The 19,988-nt window shown below is 42.7% G+C and carries 21 protein-coding genes; 9 read left to right on the plus strand and 12 right to left on the minus strand.

Annotated features, from left to right (window positions below; translation table 11 throughout):
* Nucleotides 1-4: 4 nt before the first annotated feature.
* Nucleotides 5-2,503 (minus strand): ABC transporter permease, encoded by a 2,499-nt coding sequence (locus F0361_RS00325; RefSeq protein WP_154918456.1) that lies wholly within the window; start codon nt 2,501-2,503, stop codon nt 5-7.
* Nucleotides 2,504-2,550: 47 nt separating this feature from the next.
* Nucleotides 2,551-3,240 carry an ABC transporter ATP-binding protein gene (locus F0361_RS00330; RefSeq protein WP_154916698.1) on the minus strand — a complete coding sequence of 230 codons (690 nt, stop codon included), beginning with the start codon at nt 3,238-3,240 and terminating at the stop codon, nt 2,551-2,553.
* A 58-nt stretch (nt 3,241-3,298) separates the two neighbouring features.
* Here F0361_RS00330 and F0361_RS00335 point away from each other — a divergent pair, with 58 nt between their 5' ends.
* A complete protein-coding gene (locus F0361_RS00335; protein WP_394349860.1) occupies nt 3,299-4,024 on the plus strand; it encodes an arylesterase in 726 nt (241 codons plus the stop codon).
* Here the strand turns inward: F0361_RS00335 and F0361_RS00340 are convergent.
* The 3 genes from F0361_RS00340 to F0361_RS00350 all read right to left on the minus strand — a co-directional run bounded on the left by F0361_RS00340 (nt 4,021) and on the right by F0361_RS00350 (nt 5,870).
* Nucleotides 4,021-4,257, minus strand: a complete 237-nt coding sequence (locus tag F0361_RS00340) for a hypothetical protein (RefSeq protein ID WP_154916700.1) — start codon at nt 4,255-4,257, stop codon at nt 4,021-4,023. The genes F0361_RS00335 and F0361_RS00340 overlap by 4 nt on opposite strands.
* Before the next feature lie 308 nt (nt 4,258-4,565).
* Nucleotides 4,566-4,802 (minus strand): hypothetical protein, encoded by a 237-nt coding sequence (locus tag F0361_RS00345; RefSeq protein WP_154916702.1) that lies wholly within the window; start codon nt 4,800-4,802, stop codon nt 4,566-4,568.
* Nucleotides 4,803-5,189: 387 nt separating this feature from the next.
* A complete protein-coding gene (locus F0361_RS00350; protein WP_154916704.1) occupies nt 5,190-5,870 on the minus strand; it encodes a peptidoglycan DD-metalloendopeptidase family protein in 681 nt (226 codons plus the stop codon).
* A gap of 198 nt (nt 5,871-6,068) precedes the next feature.
* Between F0361_RS00350 and msrA the strand changes: the two genes are divergently transcribed.
* From msrA to F0361_RS00365, 3 genes are all read left to right on the plus strand, one after another.
* Entirely contained in the window at nt 6,069-6,767 is a 699-nt protein-coding gene (gene msrA / locus F0361_RS00355; protein ID WP_211361130.1) for a peptide-methionine (S)-S-oxide reductase MsrA, read from the plus strand.
* Between the two features lie 136 nt (nt 6,768-6,903).
* Entirely contained in the window at nt 6,904-8,229 is a 1,326-nt protein-coding gene (locus F0361_RS00360; RefSeq protein ID WP_246160857.1) for a 3-keto-disaccharide hydrolase, read from the plus strand.
* A 3-nt stretch (nt 8,230-8,232) separates the two neighbouring features.
* Entirely contained in the window at nt 8,233-9,561 is a 1,329-nt protein-coding gene (locus tag F0361_RS00365; RefSeq protein WP_154916707.1) for a Gfo/Idh/MocA family protein, read from the plus strand.
* 17 nt (nt 9,562-9,578) lie between these two features.
* Here the strand turns inward: F0361_RS00365 and F0361_RS00370 are convergent, their stop codons facing one another.
* The 3 genes from F0361_RS00370 to F0361_RS00380 are packed head-to-tail and all read right to left on the minus strand — an operon-like array spanning nt 9,579 to nt 12,112.
* The gene (locus F0361_RS00370) at nt 9,579-11,018 is read right to left on the minus strand and encodes a hypothetical protein (protein ID WP_154916709.1); all 1,440 of its coding nucleotides are present in this window, start codon (nt 11,016-11,018) and stop codon (nt 9,579-9,581) included.
* Complete coding sequence (locus F0361_RS00375) at nt 10,990-11,583, minus strand: hypothetical protein (RefSeq protein WP_154916711.1); 594 nt, start codon at nt 11,581-11,583, stop codon at nt 10,990-10,992. The genes F0361_RS00370 and F0361_RS00375 overlap by 29 nt, the downstream gene beginning before the upstream one ends.
* On the minus strand, nt 11,567-12,112 hold the full coding sequence (locus F0361_RS00380) for an RNA polymerase sigma factor (protein ID WP_154916712.1): 546 nt from the start codon (nt 12,110-12,112) through the stop codon (nt 11,567-11,569). Before F0361_RS00380 ends, F0361_RS00375 begins: the two co-directional genes overlap by 17 nt.
* 106 nt (nt 12,113-12,218) lie before the next feature.
* Here F0361_RS00380 and F0361_RS00385 point away from each other — a divergent pair, with 106 nt between their 5' ends.
* The 5 genes from F0361_RS00385 to F0361_RS00405 all read left to right on the plus strand — a co-directional run bounded on the left by F0361_RS00385 (nt 12,219) and on the right by F0361_RS00405 (nt 16,607).
* On the plus strand, nt 12,219-13,127 hold the full coding sequence (locus F0361_RS00385; protein WP_154916714.1) for an aldose epimerase family protein: 909 nt from the start codon (nt 12,219-12,221) through the stop codon (nt 13,125-13,127).
* A gap of 23 nt (nt 13,128-13,150) precedes the next feature.
* Nucleotides 13,151-13,711 carry a DUF2911 domain-containing protein gene (locus F0361_RS00390; RefSeq protein ID WP_154916716.1) on the plus strand — a complete coding sequence of 187 codons (561 nt, stop codon included), beginning with the start codon at nt 13,151-13,153 and terminating at the stop codon, nt 13,709-13,711.
* A gap of 36 nt (nt 13,712-13,747) precedes the next feature.
* Nucleotides 13,748-14,737, plus strand: coding sequence for a methylmalonyl Co-A mutase-associated GTPase MeaB (meaB, locus tag F0361_RS00395; protein WP_154916718.1), 990 nt, complete (start codon nt 13,748-13,750; stop codon nt 14,735-14,737).
* Between the two features lie 69 nt (nt 14,738-14,806).
* Nucleotides 14,807-15,766, plus strand: a complete 960-nt coding sequence (locus F0361_RS00400; protein ID WP_154916720.1) for a glycosyltransferase family 2 protein — start codon at nt 14,807-14,809, stop codon at nt 15,764-15,766.
* Complete coding sequence (locus tag F0361_RS00405; protein ID WP_154916722.1) at nt 15,750-16,607, plus strand: lysylphosphatidylglycerol synthase transmembrane domain-containing protein; 858 nt, start codon at nt 15,750-15,752, stop codon at nt 16,605-16,607. Before F0361_RS00400 ends, F0361_RS00405 begins: the two co-directional genes overlap by 17 nt.
* Before the next feature lie 107 nt (nt 16,608-16,714).
* Here the strand turns inward: F0361_RS00405 and F0361_RS00410 are convergent, their stop codons facing one another.
* The 4 genes from F0361_RS00410 to F0361_RS00425 are packed head-to-tail and all read right to left on the minus strand — an operon-like array spanning nt 16,715 to nt 19,882.
* The gene (locus tag F0361_RS00410) at nt 16,715-17,467 is read right to left on the minus strand and encodes a LytR/AlgR family response regulator transcription factor (RefSeq protein ID WP_154916724.1); all 753 of its coding nucleotides are present in this window, start codon (nt 17,465-17,467) and stop codon (nt 16,715-16,717) included.
* Entirely contained in the window at nt 17,448-18,533 is a 1,086-nt protein-coding gene (locus F0361_RS00415) for a sensor histidine kinase (RefSeq protein ID WP_154916726.1), read from the minus strand. Before F0361_RS00415 ends, F0361_RS00410 begins: the two co-directional genes overlap by 20 nt.
* Before the next feature lie 10 nt (nt 18,534-18,543).
* Complete coding sequence (locus tag F0361_RS00420; RefSeq protein WP_154916728.1) at nt 18,544-19,419, minus strand: hypothetical protein; 876 nt, start codon at nt 19,417-19,419, stop codon at nt 18,544-18,546.
* A gap of 40 nt (nt 19,420-19,459) precedes the next feature.
* Nucleotides 19,460-19,882: an ABA4-like family protein gene (locus tag F0361_RS00425; RefSeq protein ID WP_154916730.1), complete on the minus strand. Its 423-nt coding sequence runs from the start codon at nt 19,880-19,882 to the stop codon at nt 19,460-19,462.
* Nucleotides 19,883-19,988: the final 106 nt, after the last annotated feature.

Raw genomic sequence — 19,988 nt, forward strand, 5'->3', positions numbered from 1 at the left:
AAAACTAGTTTGTCTCCTTCCTTAAAACCTGTAACGGCGGACTTTTTAACACCGAAATATTATTGGACAAACCAATGGTCAGCACTAATAATGTTATTCCGGGAAGTACAATCAAAAATGGAATCCAAGAAGGTATAAAAGGTGTTTCAAAAATAAAGTATGCGAGCAACTGACTGCCCAATAGAGACAACAAAACCCCGATACCGCTTCCCAAAATACCTAAATACAGGTATTCCAAGGCCGTAATTTTCAGGATCTGATTGCTTTTTGCCCCGATTGTTCTCAGAAGCACACTTTCCCGAATTCGCTGATATTTGCTATTACGCACAGAACCGATCAGGACAATAATTCCCGTAAGGATACTAAAGAAGGCCATAAAGCTTATTACCCATGAAATTTTGTCCAAGATACTCTCTATGAGGGTAATGACCTGACGTAGGTCCAAAATGGAAACATTTGGAAATTTCTTTACCAATTCCCTTTGCAGTTTGGCCGATGTAGACTTGTCCGGAGCATTGGTCGTAAGTACATGAAATTGCGGCGCATTCTCCAGAATCCCGGTTGGGAAAACGATTGAAAAGTTTAATTGCATCCTGCCCCAATCCACCTCTCGTATGCTACCAACAACAGTTTCCATGAGCATACCCTGAACGTTAAAAAGTAGGGTGTCACCCACTACGACCTGGGCATCCCTCGCTACATTATCCGCCAAAGAAATGGGTACGGGACCATTTTGTGGCATTTTTTCAACAAAGGCGCCCGATACCAATTTTTCCGAGCTTATGAGCGAATCCCTATAGGTAACCCGAAACTCATGGTTGAGTATCCATTTATTGATACTTGTGGTGGTATCCAATCGGATTTCATTGACGCTACGGTCCTTGATTCGCTCCATCCGCATGGTAACTATCGGGATGTTGTCCAAAATGGGCAATCCTTTTGGAGCAACGGTATTGATGATATCCTGCTTCTGTCCCGTCTGCACATCGAACATGATGATATTGGGGCTCTTTTCGTTGGAATCCACCACGGCCTTGGCCAATAAGAAATCCTTTGTAAAATACAAGGTACTGATCAAAAAAGTCCCGATTCCAATCGCCAAAATCAATACGGCGGTTTGGTTATTGGGTCGGAATAGATTCAATAGACTCTGGCGTGAGGTAAAACTCCATGATTTTGGAAAATACTTTTTAACCAAGCGCATGAAAAGGATGGAAACTCCGGCCAAAATTGAAAAGGTAATTAGGATTCCAATCACAAAACCCAAGGCGTATTTTAAGTTTTCCAAGAGCCACAGAGCGAACAAAAAGACAAAAAGTACAATGGCCAAAACCACCCAAATCTGTGCCTTTCTTGATTTTGTGCCAATGTTGTCCTGTACCCGCAAAACCTGCAATGGGGAAACGAACCAGGTATTTAGCAGCGGGGAAAGGGCAAATAAAACGGACATGAGCACTCCTAAAATCAAACCGACGGCTATTGCGGAATACGAAGTAGAGATTTCAACCTCAAACGGTAGAAATTCCTGTAATATCATGGGGAAGGTCTGCTGCAGCAGTAGTCCAATGACCGTTCCTATAAACCCTCCCAACAGGCCCATGCCTGCTATTTGGATAAGGTAAATCAGGAAGGTCTGTTTTCTGGTGGCACCCAAACATTTCAATACGGCTATCGCCCTTAGTTTTTCCTTGATATAAATATGTACGGAACTTGCGATCCCTACGCATCCCAGCAGTAAGGCGATGAAGGCAACCAAATTTAAAAAACGCCCCACATTGTTATACCTTCTCCCCAATCGGTCACTGGTAGAGGTATGGGTATCCAAATCGGCATTTTGTTCGTCCAGCAAAGGGTCCACTTCCTTGTCAAGTTGTTCCAGGTCAGCTTTCGGTGATTTGAAGTAATAGGCATATTCCAAGCGACTCCCCTTTTGTAACAAACCGCTAGGTTCCATGTACTCGAACGGTACGATGATCGGCGGCGCTACGGATGTTCCAATGCCCGTACTTCCGGGAGCGGTTATCAAGGAGCCAACAATCGGGAAGGTAATGTTCCCCAATTTTACGCTATCCCCTACCCTTACATCAAATTGAATCATGGCCGTGGCATCCACCAAAGCCCCCCCTTTTTCCTGATAATCAGCAGCAGCCGATGCTGGTTCCGTCTCCAATTCACCGTAAAACGGGAAGTTTCCTTCCACCCCCCGCACCTGAACCAATTTGGTTTCACCGTTCTTTACAAAAGCCGCCATAGAGGCAAACTTTACTTCTTTTGCGCCCACGCCACCCAAGGAATCCATGATTTGTTGTACCCGCTCATTGGCCAGCTCATTGCTGTCGATCAAGAAATCGGCACCCATCAAGGCCTTTGATTGCCCACCGATATTTTCCTTTAGATTTTGACTAAACGATTGGATGGAAACCACAGCCGCTATCCCCAAAATAATACTGCCCATAAACAGGAACAGTCGCTTTCCACTGGCCTTGCCATCGCGCCAAGCCATTTTTAACAACCAAGAAAATCGGGTTTTGGTAGAGGTATCCAATGGGTTCAAGCTAGGGTTTTGGTTTGATTGGAAATAATTTTACCGCCTTTCAGACGGATTATCTTTTGGGTGAGCTGTGCAAGGTCCAGATCATGGGTTACGATAACCAAGGTAGTTCCCATTTCCTTGTTCAGTTCGAACAACAGCTGAATCACTTTTTCCCCGGTTTCCTCATCCAAGTTTCCGGTTGGCTCGTCAGCGAATAAAATATCGGGGGTCGTTGAAAACGCACGCGCCAATGCGACGCGCTGCTGCTCCCCGCCAGATAATTGCGACGGATAATGATCGTATCTGCTCCCAAGACCTACCTTTTCCAATAAATCCTTGGCCACCTTTTGGACATCGGGTTTGCCTTGTAATTCCAAGGGGACACTAACATTTTCGAGGGCCGTTAATGTGGGCAATAATTGAAAATCCTGAAAAATAAAACCCACCTTCCGGTTTCGCAACAAGGCCAGTTCATCCTCGTTCAACTTACTTAATTCCACCCCACAGAGCTCAATACTGCCCTCATCCACATGGTCCAATCCTGCACAAAGACCTAAAAGGGTCGTTTTTCCACTTCCGGAGGGCCCAACAATGGAGAAGGTTTCGCCGGCTTCAATTTCAAAGGAAATCCCATCCAAAACGGTCAATTCCTTGGAACCGCTTTTATAGGTCTTCCTAAGATTGCGTACGTTTAATATCTTTGCCATAAATCATTTGGTACAAGCGAACAAAATAAACAAATGATTTCTATTTTTAGAAGAAACCATGATGTACAAAGTATTAAAGTTTAGTTATTTTTTGGCTTTTTTGGCGATTATTGCCTGTGGTGAAGGTAAGAAACAACAAAAAAATACGGAGGAGAATACGAACCAAAGCGATGTTACCCTTGAACAGGGGGAAACTGCGGATGACAAGGTGATCCTATTTTTTGGGAACAGCCTTACCGCTGCCTATGGACTGGAAACAGAACAGGGATTCCCAAATCTGATACAGAAACGCCTTGATTCCCTGGGATTGAATTACACCGTAATCAACTCCGGACTGAGTGGTGAAACTACCTCTGGGGGACTCAATAGATTGGATTGGGTCTTGAACCAGGAGGTAGATATTTTTGTGTTGGAGCTTGGTGCCAATGACGGACTCAGGGGGATTCCCTTGGACAAATCCAGGGAAAACCTTCAGAAGATTATCGATGCCGTGCGCCAAAAAAATCCGGAAACCACCATCATCCTTGCCGGAATGCAGATTCCGCCAAACATGGGGTTGGAGTATACCTCAGAATTTAGAAGTATGTTCCCCGATCTCGCACAGGAAAATGATATTTTACTGATCCCGTTTTTATTGGAAGGGGTTGCAGGCGAACCTGAATTAAATTTAGAGGACGGCATACATCCAACGGCAGAAGGTCAAAAAATTGTTGCCGGAAATGTTTGGGACATACTAGGACCCGTAGTCCTAGAGGAAAACGTGACCGAAACATCGATGGATTAGGCCAGTTTTTCATTTTTTTCCTCCACGATAAAGGATAGGGCTCTCTTGACCCTAGAATGCTTTAGAACGAAAATACCTGTTACTGCTGGGAACTTTTCACCCAAATTAGTTTGGTCCATGGGTTCAGCTATGGGCTTTGAAATGGTACTCACTTTCACTTCAATTTCCGCTTTCTGAGCTTGGGCAAAAGTCCCCATGCAAATAACAAGCATTAAACTAAGAATAGTCTTCATTTGTAGGTAGATTTGGTCTGTATATAACTCCAATATTGCCGATTTAAAATTTGAGTTTCGATAAAATGTCAGGTTTTACCGATGAAATTCAAACTTTTCGACGAACAACAATCGATAATACGTATTTTCCTACAATTAAAATTATAGTTCACCGATGTTTTTAAGCATTTCATCGGTAAAAAAAACCGATTCTTACACGTCACAACGGAATCATTTATAAAAGCTGAAAGAGCATACGAACTTTTGAAGGGGTAGTCCCAAACCTGCCCTTTGGGCAGGTAGGGATACCGAGGGGATACTGGTATAGGTTAAGCCATTTTAGGGCTGTTCGCTTTGGTAATAAAGGAAAGTTCCTTCTTTACCCTTGAGTTCTTGAACCGGTACAAACGGGCCACTTCCTGTTTTACCTCCATCTTTTTTATCGGAGCCGTTTCGGTAACGATGCGCATTTCGATGGTCTCTACCTTTAGGGTCTCAGGACTGTCCTGGGCACTGGCCGCGGTTCCTATGAAGAAGATGAAGAAGATGGTCGCTACTGTTTTCATGACTTGCGTTTGTTACATTATTATAACTACCGCAAGCGTATTTCAGGGGGTTGCCATTCGTTAAAAAACAGGTGTTTCTCGATAAGCTGCACCGATCCGGATTAAGTGTAAAATTCGCTCGACGAACGGACCTTGCACAAAAAACAGGTTATCGAAAAAAGGTGTTTTTAATCGAGCAGAATAAAAAATTTCTTGAAACCGAGTATTCCCTAGGCAGGTAATAGGGGTATTCCGCCAGTTTCATCCCGATTACCATCGGGAACCGAAATTTTATATTTACCCCACACGGTCCTTATAACTATCGGGAGCGAAAAGACAATTCCCACCTCCCCGAAGGGTAGGTATAATCGGAAACCTCGAGGCAAAGCCATCGAGGAATTATTTAGATTAAATTTTCAATAGCAGATTGGGATCCGGGCAATTCTTCTTGTAAAAATCAAGGTCTACCTGGGCACATACGCCCGGATAATCCCCCTCGTAGCCTTCTAAATCCTGGATAACCTGAAAATGCAGATGCGGGGCGTAATTTACATTGATATCTTCCGTACCCAAGGAGGCCAGTACACTTCCGACCGCAAATTCCTTACCGACCGATAATCCATCCAACGATTCCAAACTTAAATGCCCATACAGAGTGTAAAAGACCAACCCTTGTATGCTGTGCTGCAGAATTATGGTGGGTCCATAATCGCCCCTGGTTGCATTGTTCTTAAAACTATGGACCACCCCATCTAAGGGATTGATTACTTTGGTACCGGCAGGTGCCCAATAATCGATTCCCAAATGGATATTTCTTGGCGATTGTGTTTTCCCGTTGAAGCCGGACTTATCGGCATAGAGATTTCTTTGTTCCAAATAACCGCCATGGGCGACCTTACCTCCCTGCCTTTTTAAAATAGAGTCAATATAGAATTGGCATTCGTTTGGGTCGGTAATGTTCACACCATTCAAATCGGAATTCGAACTGGATAAATCCAACGATACATAATTTGCAATCGGTAAAGCCTCATCCAAGATGGGGATGGACTTTTCGGAATATGAAAAAAGTAATTGCTCCAGTACGTTCACATGTCTAAAATTAGGTTACTAGCTTGATTTTAAACATTTTTTTTACAGAGGTGTTTAAATCAACATGACAAACCCCTCTATGAGGGTTTATGGAATAAATTTAGGTAGTCACCAGCTATCCTTAACATATTTTAACCTTTTTTGAGGTAAGTACTTTGTACTTTTCCTACTAAACATGCGCACAAAAAACCAATTACGATGAAATTCATACAACATTCCCTTATGGCCATGGCCATTCTGTTGGCCACAGGTTGCCAGTCCAAGACCAAACCTGCAACGATTTCGGAGAACGTCTCAGAAAGGACTCCAACATCGGAAAAAATTGAAAAAATGAGTCCGCAGGACCTCAGCAAATACGAAACGGCCTACTTTGCCAGTGGTTGCTTTTGGTGCGTGGAGGCCATTTTTGAAAGTGTTAGGGGGGTAAAGGAAGTAATCTCGGGCTACGCCGGGGGCACAGAAGAAAATCCCACCTATGAAATGGTAGGAAGCGGACAGAGTTCCCATGCCGAAGCCGTTGAAGTGTACTATGACCCTTCCCAAATTTCCTTTGTGGAATTGGTACAGGTATTTTTTGGGTCGCACGACCCCACGACCTTAAACCGTCAGGGACCGGACCGGGGTACGCAATATCGCTCCATTGCCTTTTATAAGAACGAGCAGGAAAAGAAAATCATAGACAGTTATATCCAAGCGCTGAAAGACCAAAATGTTTACGGCGGGGCGCCCATTACCACGGAAGTGACCGCCTTTACCAAGTTCTATGATGCTGAGGACTACCACCAGGATTATGAAAGAAAACACCCTAACAATTCCTACATCCGTAACGTTTCCATTCCCAGGTTGAATCGGTTTAAGGCCAATTTTGGGGATTACTTAAAAAAGGAAGTGCATTAGCAATACAACATAAAATTACTATCTTCAAGCGTCTTTTTTAAGACGCTTTTTTTTGAACCGATTAACAACCACAAGCATCGCCATGACAAAAAACAAGTTGATTTTTTACGCATTCTCCATTGGGGCTTTCCTATGTATGTCCTGCAAGCAGGAACCCACCGATAATACCCCTTGGGTATCCTTATTCGACGGACAATCCCTTGAGGGTTGGACCCAAAAAGGGGGAACGGCAAATTACACGGTCCGTGATAACAGCATCGTAGGAAGTACCGTCCACGATACCCCAAACTCCTTTTTGACCAGCAATAAAATGTACGGGGATTTTATCCTAGAGCTGGATTATAAGGTAGACCCCTCCATGAACTCTGGAATACAAATAAGGAGCAACAGCTTTCCCCATTATATGGACGGAAGGGTGCATGGTTATCAGATTGAAATCGACCCATCGGAAAGGGCTTGGAGCGCAGGTATCTATGACGAGGCCCGGCGAGGATGGTTGAACCCTTTGACCAGAAATCCTGAAGCTCAAAAGGCATTTAAACAAAATGATTGGAACCATTACAGGATCGAGGCCATAGGCGATACTTTAAAAACATGGATCAACGGTGTACCGGCCGCACATTTGATCGATGATAAAACCTCCAATGGTTTTATTGCGCTACAAGTACACAGTATTGGCGATGACCAACAGGAAGGCACCGAAATTAGTTGGAAGAACATTAAAATCCTGACGGATAGTCTTTCCAAATATGCTACCGAAACCCCAATCGACCCGATTATTACCAAAAACGCTTTGGGCATTGACGAGGAAAAAAATGGCTGGCAAATGCTTTGGGACGGCAAGACAACCGACGGATGGCGGGGTGCCCGATTGGATGAATTCCCCGATAAAGGATGGGAAATAGAAAACGGCGTATTGACCGTACTTTCGTCAGGAGGTGAAGAATCAGCGGCAGGTGGTGATATTGTGACCAAGGAGACCTTTGGCGATTTTGAGTTAAAAGTGGATTTTAAAATTACCGAAGGTGCGAATAGCGGCATCAAATATTACGTGGATACTGATATCAACAAAGGTCCGGGCTCTTCTATTGGTCTCGAATACCAAATTTTGGACGATGAACGCCATCCTGATGCCAAATTGGGCAATCATGAGGGTAGCAGGACGGTCGCATCGCTATATGACCTAATCAAGGCCGATGAAAACAAACCCATAAATCCCATTGGCGAGTGGAACACGGCCCATATAATTTCTAAGGACGGACATGTAGAACATTGGCTGAACGGTATGAAGGTTTTGGAATACGAACGCGGTAGCGATGACTATCGAAAATTGGTTTCCGAAAGTAAATATGTGACCTGGCCCAACTTTGGGGAAGCGGAAAAAGGGCATATTCTCCTTCAAGACCATGGGGACCGCGTTTCCTTCAAGAATATAAAAATAAAACCAACCACAAAAGAATAGGCAATGACAACAAGAAGAAATTTTATAAAGAAAACAAGTGCCGGCACGGCAGGTTTGACCTTTGGGGGCATGTTATTTTCATCTGCCTCTTACGGCAAAATTTTAGGCGCAAATGATAAAATCAATTGTGCGGTCATTGGGGTTCGCAGTCGGGCAAAAGCGCATGTAAAGGCCATTCATGCCGACCCAAATGCCACCATTTTGTATAGCTGTGACGTAGACGATGTCATCATTGAAGAACACAATGTATGGTGCCAAGAAAATATTGGTTATGTACCCAAAGTAGAAAAGGATTTTCGGAAAATCCTGGAAGACAGAAAGGTAGATGCCGTATTTATTGCCACCCCGGAACACTGGCATGCCCCTATGGCGATTTTGGCACTTCAGGCAGGAAAACATGTCTATGTGGAAAAACCCTGTAGCCACAATCCTCATGAAAACGAATTGTTGACGGCCGCCCAAAGGAAATATGGAAAGAAAGTGCAAATGGGAAACCAACAACGTTCTGCGATAACTTCCATTAGCGCTATCAAGGATATTAGGGAAGGAATCATTGGCGATGTATACAAAGGCGAAGCCTATTACTCCAACAATAGGGGAAGTATTGGCAAAGGCACCGTAATCGATGTCCCCAAAACCTTGGATTGGGAATTGTGGCAAGGTCCAGCTTTACGAGAAAAATATAAGGACAATGTACATCCGTACAACTGGCATTGGTTCCGGAATTGGGGAACGGGCGAAATCCATAACAATGGAACCCATGAAATTGATATATGCCGATGGGCCCTGGGCGTGGACCTACCCAACAGTGTCACTTCCTTTGGGGGAAAATACACGTATGACGACGATTGGGAGTTTGTAGACAACCAACAGGTCACGTTCTCCTTCGATAATGACAAATTCATTACCTGGACCGGACATAGTCGCGGCATCATGAAACCGGAAAGACCGGGTAGGGGCATTACCATCTACGGCAACAAAGGCTCCATCATGCTAGATCGTAACTTTTATCAGTTATACGATTTGCAAGGGAATCTGTTAAAGGAGGAAAAAGAGGGAGGCGCTAGCGAAACTACGAATACCCGTGGGGAAGGCCAATTGGACGTGAACCATGTAGGCAACTTCTTCAATGCCATACGGCAGGATGAGAGTTTACATGCAGATATTCAAGATGCCAGCATCACGACCATGCTCTGCCATTTGGGCAATATGGCCCAAGATGCCGGGGAGACCTTAAAAATTGATACGGCTACAGGAAAAGTGCTGAACAATGAGATGGCGATGAATTTCTGGAAACGCGAGTATGCTCCTGGATGGGAACCAAAACTGTAGAAAAGAGGCAAAGATACTTATTGGATGGTCACTTCGCTATAATCCGAAGTAATGACCAGGGAACGGTCTTTATTATCGGATAGATGATATCCTTTTAAAATCTTGGTATTTCCATTTTTTGTCTCGGTCAGGGTCAGTTTTTTTGGCAAAACCATTTCCGAAGCATTTCCCTTAATGTAAATCGAAGTCGCCACTGAAGGAAGTGCAAAATGGAATTCTGCGTTCTTCAAGGATACGTCCATCTCTTCAAAGTCATTGTCAATGGAAACAATTTTCAAGGGCCCGAAATCATTCTTGATGAAGGCCCTTTTTAGCAATTTATCTATAGTGACATCGGACGAAGTTGCCTGTAATTGTAAACTTCCCACTTCACGTAACTCAATATCCTTGGAATAGTTGGTCTTTAGTTGCCCAAAGTTCCATCGTCTCACGTTGACCGGGGAATAGGATACGGACACCTGTGTTTCATCTCCGTCAATGGTAGTGGCCCATAGGCTTGAATGCGACAGGGTCGCATTCAAGTTTCTGGTATTTTCCGCCAACTTCACCTCGCCGTGCCGCACGTTCATTTTAATCTTGGTGGATTTTGGCATTTTAATCTTTATGGTCTTTTTGATCTTGAAGTTCTTGTTTTCCCCATCTGTGGAAAAATAAAAAATATTGGGTCCCTCATGTCTGCTTTTTAAACGCATTGCCTCTTGCCGTGCCCTCCGCTCCTCATGTTTTACTTTCTGCATCGCCTCACGTTCTTCAACACGTTGCTCCATGAGCTCCTCACGCCTTTTTTCCATTTCCTCTCTGTGTTTCTCACGTTCCTCCATACGCTTTTCCATATCCTTTCCTCGCTCTTCCATACGTTTGGCCCATTCCTTCAGTTTTTTCTGATGCTTTTCATCAAAGCTCTTTTTGAATTCCTCTTGCCATTCTTTCATATACTTTTCCCCATCCTTTTGATAGGCCTTGTAGTCAAACTCAAAGGCATCGGTAAGGGGCAAAGGGGGCATGGGCGGCATCTCCACGATTTCCGGGAAAGGTGCTATCTCCGGAATTTCCACCACAAAGGGTGCCATTTCGGGAATCTCAATATCAAACTCCCCAAATTCGAACTCAAAATCCTGGGAGCCTATAAACCCGAATTTATTGGAACCGGAAGAAATCTCGATCCTGGAACTATTCCCCATAATCTTTATCGGGGCGTTCGCAAAGTAATTCTCCGCTTCCTCTTTATCCGCTCCTTCCAATTCGACGACCGCGGCCACCTCAACGGAATTCTTGTTCCAGGTTTCGAACTCAATATCGGCGTAACTCGTATTGATATCCAAAACGGCATCCTTATCTACATTGAAACTTTCCGTATAGGTGCGGCTTTCCTTCTGGGCAAAACCTACTAGGGAACCCATACAAAAGCCTAAGACAATGATGAGTTGTTTAGATACTATTCTTGGTGATCTGTTCATTTTTTGATGATTTTAATTGATTTAACTTCTTTTTTAATTTCTGCAATAACTGCAACCTAAGCTGCAAGTTTTCAATGAGCGCCCCAATGGTCTGATCGTTGGGGCCCAATTCGTTCAATTCGGTATTCAGGTTTTGGTATTCGGAATTCAGCTCAGCCAACCGCTCCATAAAACTGTCCACAAGCTCCTTGTTGGATTCCGATATCTCCAATTGGGAAAGTTCCATATTGATATTGGCCACGTAGTAATTCTCCACCTTTTTTAAATCGGGAGAAAGGTCCCCAAAGGAAAAGCCCTTGTTATTTTCTTTGGATTTTTCAGTGTCAACCACCGTGGTGGGTACATCCTCCGTCGTATTGATTTGTACATAGGCAAAAATTCCCACTCCAACAAGTAGTATGACCGAAGCAGCCACCCGCCAGGTATTCCAAAGGGAAGTTTGCTCCCTTTCCTGTGGAAGCGACTCCTCCAGCTTGGCCAAAAAGCGGGCTTCATGTCCCCGCTTCATTTTGAAGGTTTGTTCCTCACGTTCCTTCTCGAACAATTTTTTAAGATCCCGTGCCATATCCTTTTGTTTTTAACAACTCCTTTAGTTGACCTTTACCGCGCAACAATCGCGTTCTGCAGGCGGTTTCGGTTATGTTCAATACTTCTGAAATTTCAATGTGGTCAAAACCTTCTACCAAATACATCATCACGACATATCTATATTTACCTTGCAATTGCCCAATGGCCTCCTTTACTTCTTCAATATCGATATGTTCCTCCACTGTCCAATCATCATCGGTATCCACCGGCCGCATATACGTTTCGTCCAAAGCGATGGTCTGTTCCTTTTTCGACTTCAAGAAATCGATACATTTGTTCACCACAATACGCTTTAACCACGCCCCGAACGTCACCTCCCCCTTAAACTGATGTATTTTTTGAAAAGCCTTGATAAAAGCTTCCTGCAATACATCCTCTGCATCGTCCGCATTTTTTAAAAACCGCATGGCTACACAGTACATTCCGTCACAATACTGCCGGTACAATTGCATTTGTGCAGTGCGGTCGTTTGCCTTACATTTTTCAACAATGTCAATTTGAAACATTGGTAGGTTTGGTGTTTGTTTTTAGTTGTTGTTACTTTAAGGACGAAAGAAAAAAAAGGGTGTTGCAAAAAACTTCTATTTTTACGAATCTTTTTAATATTTCCGCTTGAAACAAGTTACGATTTCCAATGAATTTATGACCTTAATGGTGCTGGACTACGGCGCCATTATCCAGAAACTTCTGGTAAAGGGAAAGGACGGAAACTACACCAATGTGGTAGTTGGATACAACCACCCAAGCCGATATCGTTTGGATGAAAATTGTTTGGGAGCATGCATAGGCAGATACGCCGGGCGTATTTCCAACGGTAGTTTTGTTTTAGATCGGGAAAAATTTTTACTCTACCATGAAGATGGGGTGCATCTTCACGGTGGCAAGGAAGGATTTCATCAAAAATATTGGCAAATTGAGGAGGTGTCCTATGCAGATGACCCAATGGTGAAATTATCTTATAATAGCAAACATCTTGAGGAAGGGTACCCGGGAAACCTGACCGTAAACGTAACCTATAAACTGGTCAAAAATTCTTTACAGGTCATACACCAAGCGGTGACGGACCGCAGTACGGTCATCAATTTGACCAATCATTCCTATTTTAAATTGGATGACAGCCCGTACATTGACAATTATGAGTTACAGCTCAACTGCCCGTATATACTGGAAACAGACGAAAATCTGTTACCTACGGGCGACATCATCCCTGTGCGGAAATCCAAATATGATTTTTTACTGCCAAGGGAAATTGGCGTACAGCGTTTGGACACACCTTATATAAAAGACATGGGTAGTGAAAAAGTGGCGGAATTACATTCGGCTAAATCCGGTATTACCATGCAGGTATTTACAAACCAACCCGCCTTGGTGGTCTACACCCCCTTGGACTTTCCCGGAATTTGTTTTGAAACCCAGAATTACCCAGATGCACCCAACCAACCGGACTTTCCAAGCAGTGTTTTAAGGCCTGGGGAAACCTACAACAACATTACCATCTTTACCTTTGATTTAGTACCTTAGGACTAATTAACACTTCAAAAGACATGAAATTCCTCAAAAGACTGGTAGCTGTACTTATAGTACTATTTGGCCTGTTTTACTTTGTGGGCCTACCCTATTTGCGAAAAGAGACCAAGAAACACAGCCCGGAAAAAACGAGCTCCTATACCCTACAAGGTACCCAACTCGAGGTCCATTATTCCAGTCCCTCCAAAAAAGGCAGACCCATTTTTGGCGGTCTGGTGCCCTTTGACCAAGTGTGGCGTACGGGGGCCAACGAACCCACGACATTTACTACATCAGGAGCCATCAAAATAATCGACAAGCCCTTGCCCGCGGGTACGTATTCCCTTTGGACCATCCCAAATAAGGAAAGTTGGAAGGTGATTTTCAATAAGGAAGTACCGGATTGGGGGGTTAGCATTTTTGGGGGTGGCACACAGACTACCAGGGATGCGGGCGAGGACCTCATCAATGTGGAAGTACCCTCAAGGGAAATTTCGCAACCTGTGGAAAACTTTACCATCGACTTTACTAATGAGGACCAGCTTTATTTAAGCCTCTCCTGGGACCAAACACGTATCAATGTGCCCATCAACAAATAGCCGAAAGCCATTAGACGTTTAGAAAGAAATTTTAAAATGACTCCCGATGTAGCCTACATCAACGACTTGTCAAAAAAGGTCATCGAGAATGACCGGACCGCCCTTGCCAAGGCTATTACCTTAATTGAAAGTACCAAAAAGGAGAATCAGAAAATAGCTGAAGGACTTCTGGAAAAGTGCCTTGAATACCAGAAAGAATCCGTTCGTGTTGGTATCACGGGAGTGCCTGGCGTTGGCAAAAGCACCTTCATCGAGAATTTTGGAATGTTATTGGTCCACAGAGGGAAGAAGGTCGCGGTACTTACCATTGATCCCTCGAGCAACGAGACAAAAGGCAGTATATTGGGGGATAAGGTTCGGATGGAAACCTTATCCAAGGAAAAAAATGCCTTCATAAGACCCTCACCAACGAGTGGCTCACTCGGTGGTGTGGCCAGAAAAACAAGGGAAACCATCATACTTTTGGAAGCTGCCGGATACGACGTTATTTTGATAGAGACCGTTGGGGTTGGACAAAACGAAACCGCGGTACGGGATATGACCGACTTTTTCCTTTTGTTAAAATTGCCCGGTGCGGGCGATGAGCTACAAGGCATTAAAAGGGGGGTCATGGAAATGGCCGATGTCATAGCGATCAACAAGGCCGATGGTCAGAACGTACAACCTGCCGAAACTGCCCAGTTGGAATTCAGCAGGGCACTGCACCTATTTTCGGCCAAGGAAAACGGATGGATTCCGCAGGTTATGACCTGTTCCGCCTTAGAGAACAAAGGTTTGGAAACGATTTGGTCCTGTATTAAAAAATTCATGTTGCATACAAAGGAAAACGGTTCTTTCCATCGGACACGAAAACAACAGAACAAAAAGTGGCTTCGGCAACATTTGAACCACATCCTGCTTCAGGATTTTTATGATAATCCAACCCTTTCACAAGCACTGTCATCCATGGAAGAAAAGGTCATGGAAAGTGAAATCACCCCCTTTGTGGCCGCTGAACGCCTACTTAGAGCGTATAGGAAAGCATAGACAGGAAAACCTTTGCTAACAGTGTTCGAATAAAAACTTAACTTTGCCCCATAATCCAAAAACTGCTTAATGGATATTGTAACCCCTTCCCTACTCTCCGTGGTAGTACCTCTGTACAATGAGGAAGAAAATGTGGTGTTGTTGACCCAAAAGATCCATGAAAGCCTACCTGGATATAATTACCAAATTATCTACATCGACGATTTTTCCAAGGACGGCACCAAAAACGTGGTCAAGGGAATGAAGGACCCAAAGGTACATCTCATCGAACTCAAGAAAAATTACGGTCAGAGCCTGGCGCTAGCTGCCGGTATAGATTACGCCGAAGGGGAATACATTATTACCATGGACGGGGATCTTCAGAACGACCCCAGCGATATTCCGCAGATGCTATCCTATGCCGTAAACGAAGATTATGACCTGGTTACCGGAATCCGTCAAAAGCGTAAGGATTCCTTGGTAAAAAAAATACCATCGAAAATTGCCAATTATATGGTAAGACGGGTTACCAAATTGGATATTAAGGATAATGGTTGCGCACTAAAAGTGTTTACCAAGGACATTGCCAAGGATTTGAATCTTTATGGGGAAATGCATCGCTTTATAACCCTCTTGGCCCATTTGGAAGGTGCGCAAATTAAACAGGTGCCCGTGAAGCACCATGCCCGACATGCCGGAGTTTCCAAATACGGGTTGGAACGTGTATTTAAGGTGGTGGCAGATATGATGTTGTTGCTCTTTATCCGAAAATATTTTCAAAGACCTATTCACCTTTTCGGCATCTTTGGATTTCTTTTGATCATCCTTGGAATATTGATAAATATCTATCTTTTATTAGTGAAGTTCGGTTTGGGCGAGGATATTGGGAACAGGCCCTTATTGATTTTTGGGATGATGTTCATTTTGGCAGGTATCCAACTGTTTACCATAGGCATCGTGATGGAATTGTTGATACGTACCTATTACGAATCGCAACAGAAAAGACCGTACCGAATCAAAAAAGTAAGCATAGGTGGCCAATCCGCGTAAGACCCTTTCCACCGCTCTTAAGTTGTTGATAAGCATTGCGCTTGTTTACTTCATATTTACCAAAATCGATTTCACGGAAGTAGTGAACACCTTGAAAAAAGGCAACCCCCTGTATTTGACCGCAGCTGTACTTTTGTTTTCTTTGTCCAAAATACTCGCTTCCATTCGGCTGAACGCTTATTTCCATCAGCTTGGAATCCCACTCTCCCAAAAAAGCAATTTGAAGCTCTACCTTTTAGGTATGTTCTACAATCTTTTTTTACCTGGTGGAATTGGTGGGGACGCCTACAAGGGCTACCTAATCAAAAAAACCTTCGAGGTGCCTACCAAGCGCGTGGTGAGTGTTTTGGTACTCGACCGACTCAGTGGCCTGCTACTCCTGTTTATCTATGCCTGTGCCCTTTTATGGGTATTGGAATTTGAGCTTTTGAATCCGTATCGATGGTTATTCTTGCTTTTAATACCCATATCTGTGGGGACCTTTTTCTTTTTAAACAAGCGATTTTTCCAGTATGTCCTGCCCATTTTTTGGAAGTCCGTTGGGTATTCCGCCCTAGTACAATTCGCCCAGCTTCTCTGTGTACTCTGTATTATGAAGGCACTATCCATTGAGGGCAATATTATTGCGTATCTGGTTATATTTTTGGTTTCTTCCATCGTATCCGTTATCCCATTGACCCTTGGAGGTTTGGGTAGTAGGGAAGTGACCTTTTTCTATGGTGCCGCTTTACTGAACCTAGAAGAAAGCACCTCCGTTGGGATTAGTGTAGTGTTCTTTTTGATTACGGCGTTGGTCTCCTTGACGGGGATTGTTTTTCATTTTAAGAACATTAAACTTTAGCAAATCATAAATACTACATACGTCTCGTAGTTTTCCCTTAATAGTGTTTTACTGAAATAATGCAAGGTACATTAGATTGATAGTTACTGAGAAATTCGATTCACATATTACATATTCAACCATTCCTTAAAATCAGTGGTTTTTGGTCGACTAACAATGAATTCCTGTTCACGTGGGTTTGTAATGGTGAGTTTCACTCGGTGGTTAAAATAGGAATCTATTTTTTCAATGGCATTTTTGGCAATGATTTGACTACGGTTTATTTTAAAAAATCTGTTTGGGTCCAAAGATTCGAACAGTTCATCAAGCGTTTCATTAATGATGAAACGTTTTCCAGAAGTCACGCCAAAAGTGACACTTTCCTCGGAATAACAGTACAAAAGTTCAGAAACTTTAATCTGAAAAAAACCGCTACCATCTTTGACCAAGATACCTTCCCGTTTGGGAGTCATTTGGAAACTGCTTAGAAGTTGTCTCAAAACACTTGGATCAAGGGTGTTTGGTTTATTAGATCTGTTGAACTTATCCAAGGCCCTTTTCAAATCGGCATCTTGAATAGGCTTTAACAAATAATCCACACTATTCACCCTAAAGGCCTGTATGGCATATTGGTCAAATGCAGTCGTAAAAATAATGGGTGCCTCAATTTCGATTTTCTGAAAAATTTCAAAACTCAACCCGTCGGCCAATTGTATGTCCATGAACACCAAATCTGGTGCGGCGTTGCCTTGAAACCATTGTATACTATCCTCTACAGTGTCTATTATGTCCAAAAGATCGTATTCAAAACCACAAGTAGTTAACATACGCTGCAATTGACTTGCGGCCCTTGCCTCGTCTTCAATAATCAATATTTTCATGGCTAGTTTTTAGTTCTGAAACTTTAATTAAGGGTAGGCTTACTCTAAACCTGTTTCCATCATTATGGATTTCAATGGATGTATCGGAAATCAGCGCATATCTTTTTTGGATGTTGACAAGTCCCAGTTTGGTGGACGGTAGCTGAGTGGATTTGGGTTGAATCTTATTTACTACGATCAATTTATCATCCTTTACAACTACTGCTATGGTTAATGGTTTTGCCTTGGATATTATGTTGTGCTTAATCGCATTTTCAAGCAATAATTGAAGGCTCATAGGGACAACCCTATAATCCATTGAAGTTTCGGGAATATGCCAATTCACCATTAGATTGGTTCCAAATCGCTCTGATTGTATATGGATATAGGCTCTTGCAAACTTTAGCTCGTCTCGTAGTGGGAGAAGATTTTCATTACCGGCCTCTAGTATAAACCGGTACATATCGGATAACTTATCTACAAATTTCTTGGCATCCTCCCTAGGGTTTTGGTCGATAATATCACGTAATGTATTTAGGGTATTAAAAAAAAAGTGTGGTTGCGCCTGGTTTCGTAAAACGTCCAACTGCGCCTGTACTATGGCTTGTTTGGAACGCTCCTCTTGCCTGATGGATTTTTGAAGACGTATATTATAATAAATAGCCTCGTATATCGCCATGGTCATTATGGTAATTAATATAATGGGCAAAAGCATTTTAAGTCTGGATACATTAACGTTATAATTTATACCCGGTATTAAGGATAATAACTTCCCTCCTATATAATCTACAAATACAACCGTGAAGGTTATGGTAAGAAAAAACAATACGATACGCTTGGCATCGTCAGTAAATTCTGGGTATTTCCTTCGTAAATAAATCATCATCCCTCGATTTATCACCCAGTCTATGGCGGAAAACATCAATGCAATCACCCAACTTAAAGCGACTTCTAAAAGCGAAATATCCGATGTTGTGCTACTGAAAAGATATGAGGTAACAATGCTTAGGATAAAAATGCCAACAACAGAAAACCAAAAATCATCAAATCCTAAATATTTTATTCGTTTTTCTTTATTATATATCACTACAAGAAAATTAAAATGCTATAAAAGGAACGCCCTGTTTTGCCTGATAAAAAATATACCCTATCACCAAGGCGAACATTAAAGCAAATAAAGATACGACCCAAATTTGTTTGCCTTGGGGGAATTTCCATCTATGACCTAGCCACATGGCGAATAACGGAATTATCTGTATGCCGTGCAACGCGAAGAAGTGTGCTACCCTTAAATCCCCTCCTTTTACGCTCCAATTGACCAAGGGCAAGCCTTCCTGCCCTTCGGCAACTCCAACATTGTGGCCCAGTTGACTTATCATCTGTCCTCCCACCCAACTTCCAAAAATAACGATTAGCCAACCTAAAAAAATGGCCCATTGAACGGACTTTGCAACCCTTAGCTTTAACCGAATGGCATCAATCAAAAATAAAACCATGGTCAAAACATTAATTCCTACAAATATCCCCATGAACATGAACAGAATGCCATCAAGAGGAGTTGCAACGTTGTAATGACTTTGAACTCCTCTAGATCCTTGATAGAAAATTATCAAGAACTCCAACAGCAGGGTCCATGCAGTAAGATGGTTGATTATTGCCTTCTTTTTCTGGGAGTACGGATATTTTGTAACCAAGTATCCAAGAGTTATCAAATAGATAGAAATAGATATGGAAAACTTTAACGGCTTGAGCCAAACATTGACCCCTAATAAAGTTCTTTCATCGATAAAAAGTCCTACAATACAGAACAGACCCAAGAGGGATATAACTATAGATATCCAATACAAAACAGGACTTTGGTCCTTCACTATTGAAAAAAGACGTTTTAGTTTTATCCCGACCAACGAATGGTTGGTTAGGTTTTCAGAAGAAGACTGGTCATTTTTGACGAATATGGATATTAGGTTTTCCATGATTGATATTTTAAATGTTTAATTAATGTATTTTGTTAAATTATACCGGATTGGACTTAAGCACTTTTAGAATCATAAACAGTAGAAAACCTAAGGGGCCAAACATAAAGGTTAGGAAAAGGCAAGGTGCCATTAATACCTGATGAAGGTTAAGGTCCTTATTTTGATCTATCATCCACATTCCAATCAAGAGGTCAAATGCCAAATAGTGTATCCATCCTGCCAAGGCTGCATTTTCTATCGTAAACAATTCCATCACGCTTTTTAGGCTCCCAAAGTCCATCATACCGTTTGAGATCAGCGCTTGCAGGATGTAAAAAACATATATACCTGATAGGACGATAGGTATAATTTTATTATCAATGAGGAACCTGGTCGGCCTCCATTTTGGTAGAAAAATCATCAAAACCCACATGGGTAAGACTAAAATATTTGCCAGTGAAAAAACAATTGTTGCGGTCATTTTAAGTGTTTTAAGGTTTTATCGATAGGCCAAAGATGGACACACTACACCCAAAATGAAATGACTATGTTTTGAATCGTCTTAAAAGTGGGTTGAATTGTTAGAA

It is taken from the genome of Maribacter flavus, assembly GCF_008386635.1.
Classification (GTDB): domain Bacteria; phylum Bacteroidota; class Bacteroidia; order Flavobacteriales; family Flavobacteriaceae; genus Maribacter; species Maribacter flavus.

Bases quoted from the DNA above. Each gene is read 5' to 3' on its own strand.
- F0361_RS00390 (WP_154916716.1), top strand. From the start codon at position 13,151: ATGAAATTCCTCAAAAGACTGGTAGCTGTACTTATAGTACTATTTGGC.
- F0361_RS00325 (WP_154918456.1), bottom strand. From the start codon at position 2,503: ATGGCTTGGCGCGATGGCAAGGCCAGTGGAAAGCGACTGTTCCTGTTT.
- F0361_RS00335 (WP_394349860.1), top strand. From the start codon at position 3,299: ATGATGTACAAAGTATTAAAGTTTAGTTATTTTTTGGCTTTTTTGGCG.
- F0361_RS00340 (WP_154916700.1), bottom strand. From the start codon at position 4,257: ATGAAGACTATTCTTAGTTTAATGCTTGTTATTTGCATGGGGACTTTT.
- F0361_RS00330 (WP_154916698.1), bottom strand. From the start codon at position 3,240: ATGGCAAAGATATTAAACGTACGCAATCTTAGGAAGACCTATAAAAGC.
- F0361_RS00380 (WP_154916712.1), bottom strand. From the start codon at position 12,112: ATGTTTCAAATTGACATTGTTGAAAAATGTAAGGCAAACGACCGCACT.
- F0361_RS00425 (WP_154916730.1), bottom strand. From the start codon at position 19,882: ATGACCGCAACAATTGTTTTTTCACTGGCAAATATTTTAGTCTTACCC.
- F0361_RS00345 (WP_154916702.1), bottom strand. From the start codon at position 4,802: ATGAAAACAGTAGCGACCATCTTCTTCATCTTCTTCATAGGAACCGCG.
- F0361_RS00365 (WP_154916707.1), top strand. From the start codon at position 8,233: ATGACAACAAGAAGAAATTTTATAAAGAAAACAAGTGCCGGCACGGCA.
- msrA (WP_211361130.1), top strand. From the start codon at position 6,069: ATGAAATTCATACAACATTCCCTTATGGCCATGGCCATTCTGTTGGCC.
- F0361_RS00370 (WP_154916709.1), bottom strand. From the start codon at position 11,018: ATGAACAGATCACCAAGAATAGTATCTAAACAACTCATCATTGTCTTA.
- F0361_RS00360 (WP_246160857.1), top strand. From the start codon at position 6,904: ATGTCCTGCAAGCAGGAACCCACCGATAATACCCCTTGGGTATCCTTA.
- F0361_RS00375 (WP_154916711.1), bottom strand. From the start codon at position 11,583: ATGGCACGGGATCTTAAAAAATTGTTCGAGAAGGAACGTGAGGAACAA.
- F0361_RS00420 (WP_154916728.1), bottom strand. From the start codon at position 19,419: ATGGAAAACCTAATATCCATATTCGTCAAAAATGACCAGTCTTCTTCT.
- F0361_RS00400 (WP_154916720.1), top strand. From the start codon at position 14,807: ATGGATATTGTAACCCCTTCCCTACTCTCCGTGGTAGTACCTCTGTAC.
- F0361_RS00410 (WP_154916724.1), bottom strand. From the start codon at position 17,467: ATGAAAATATTGATTATTGAAGACGAGGCAAGGGCCGCAAGTCAATTG.
- meaB (WP_154916718.1), top strand. From the start codon at position 13,748: ATGACTCCCGATGTAGCCTACATCAACGACTTGTCAAAAAAGGTCATC.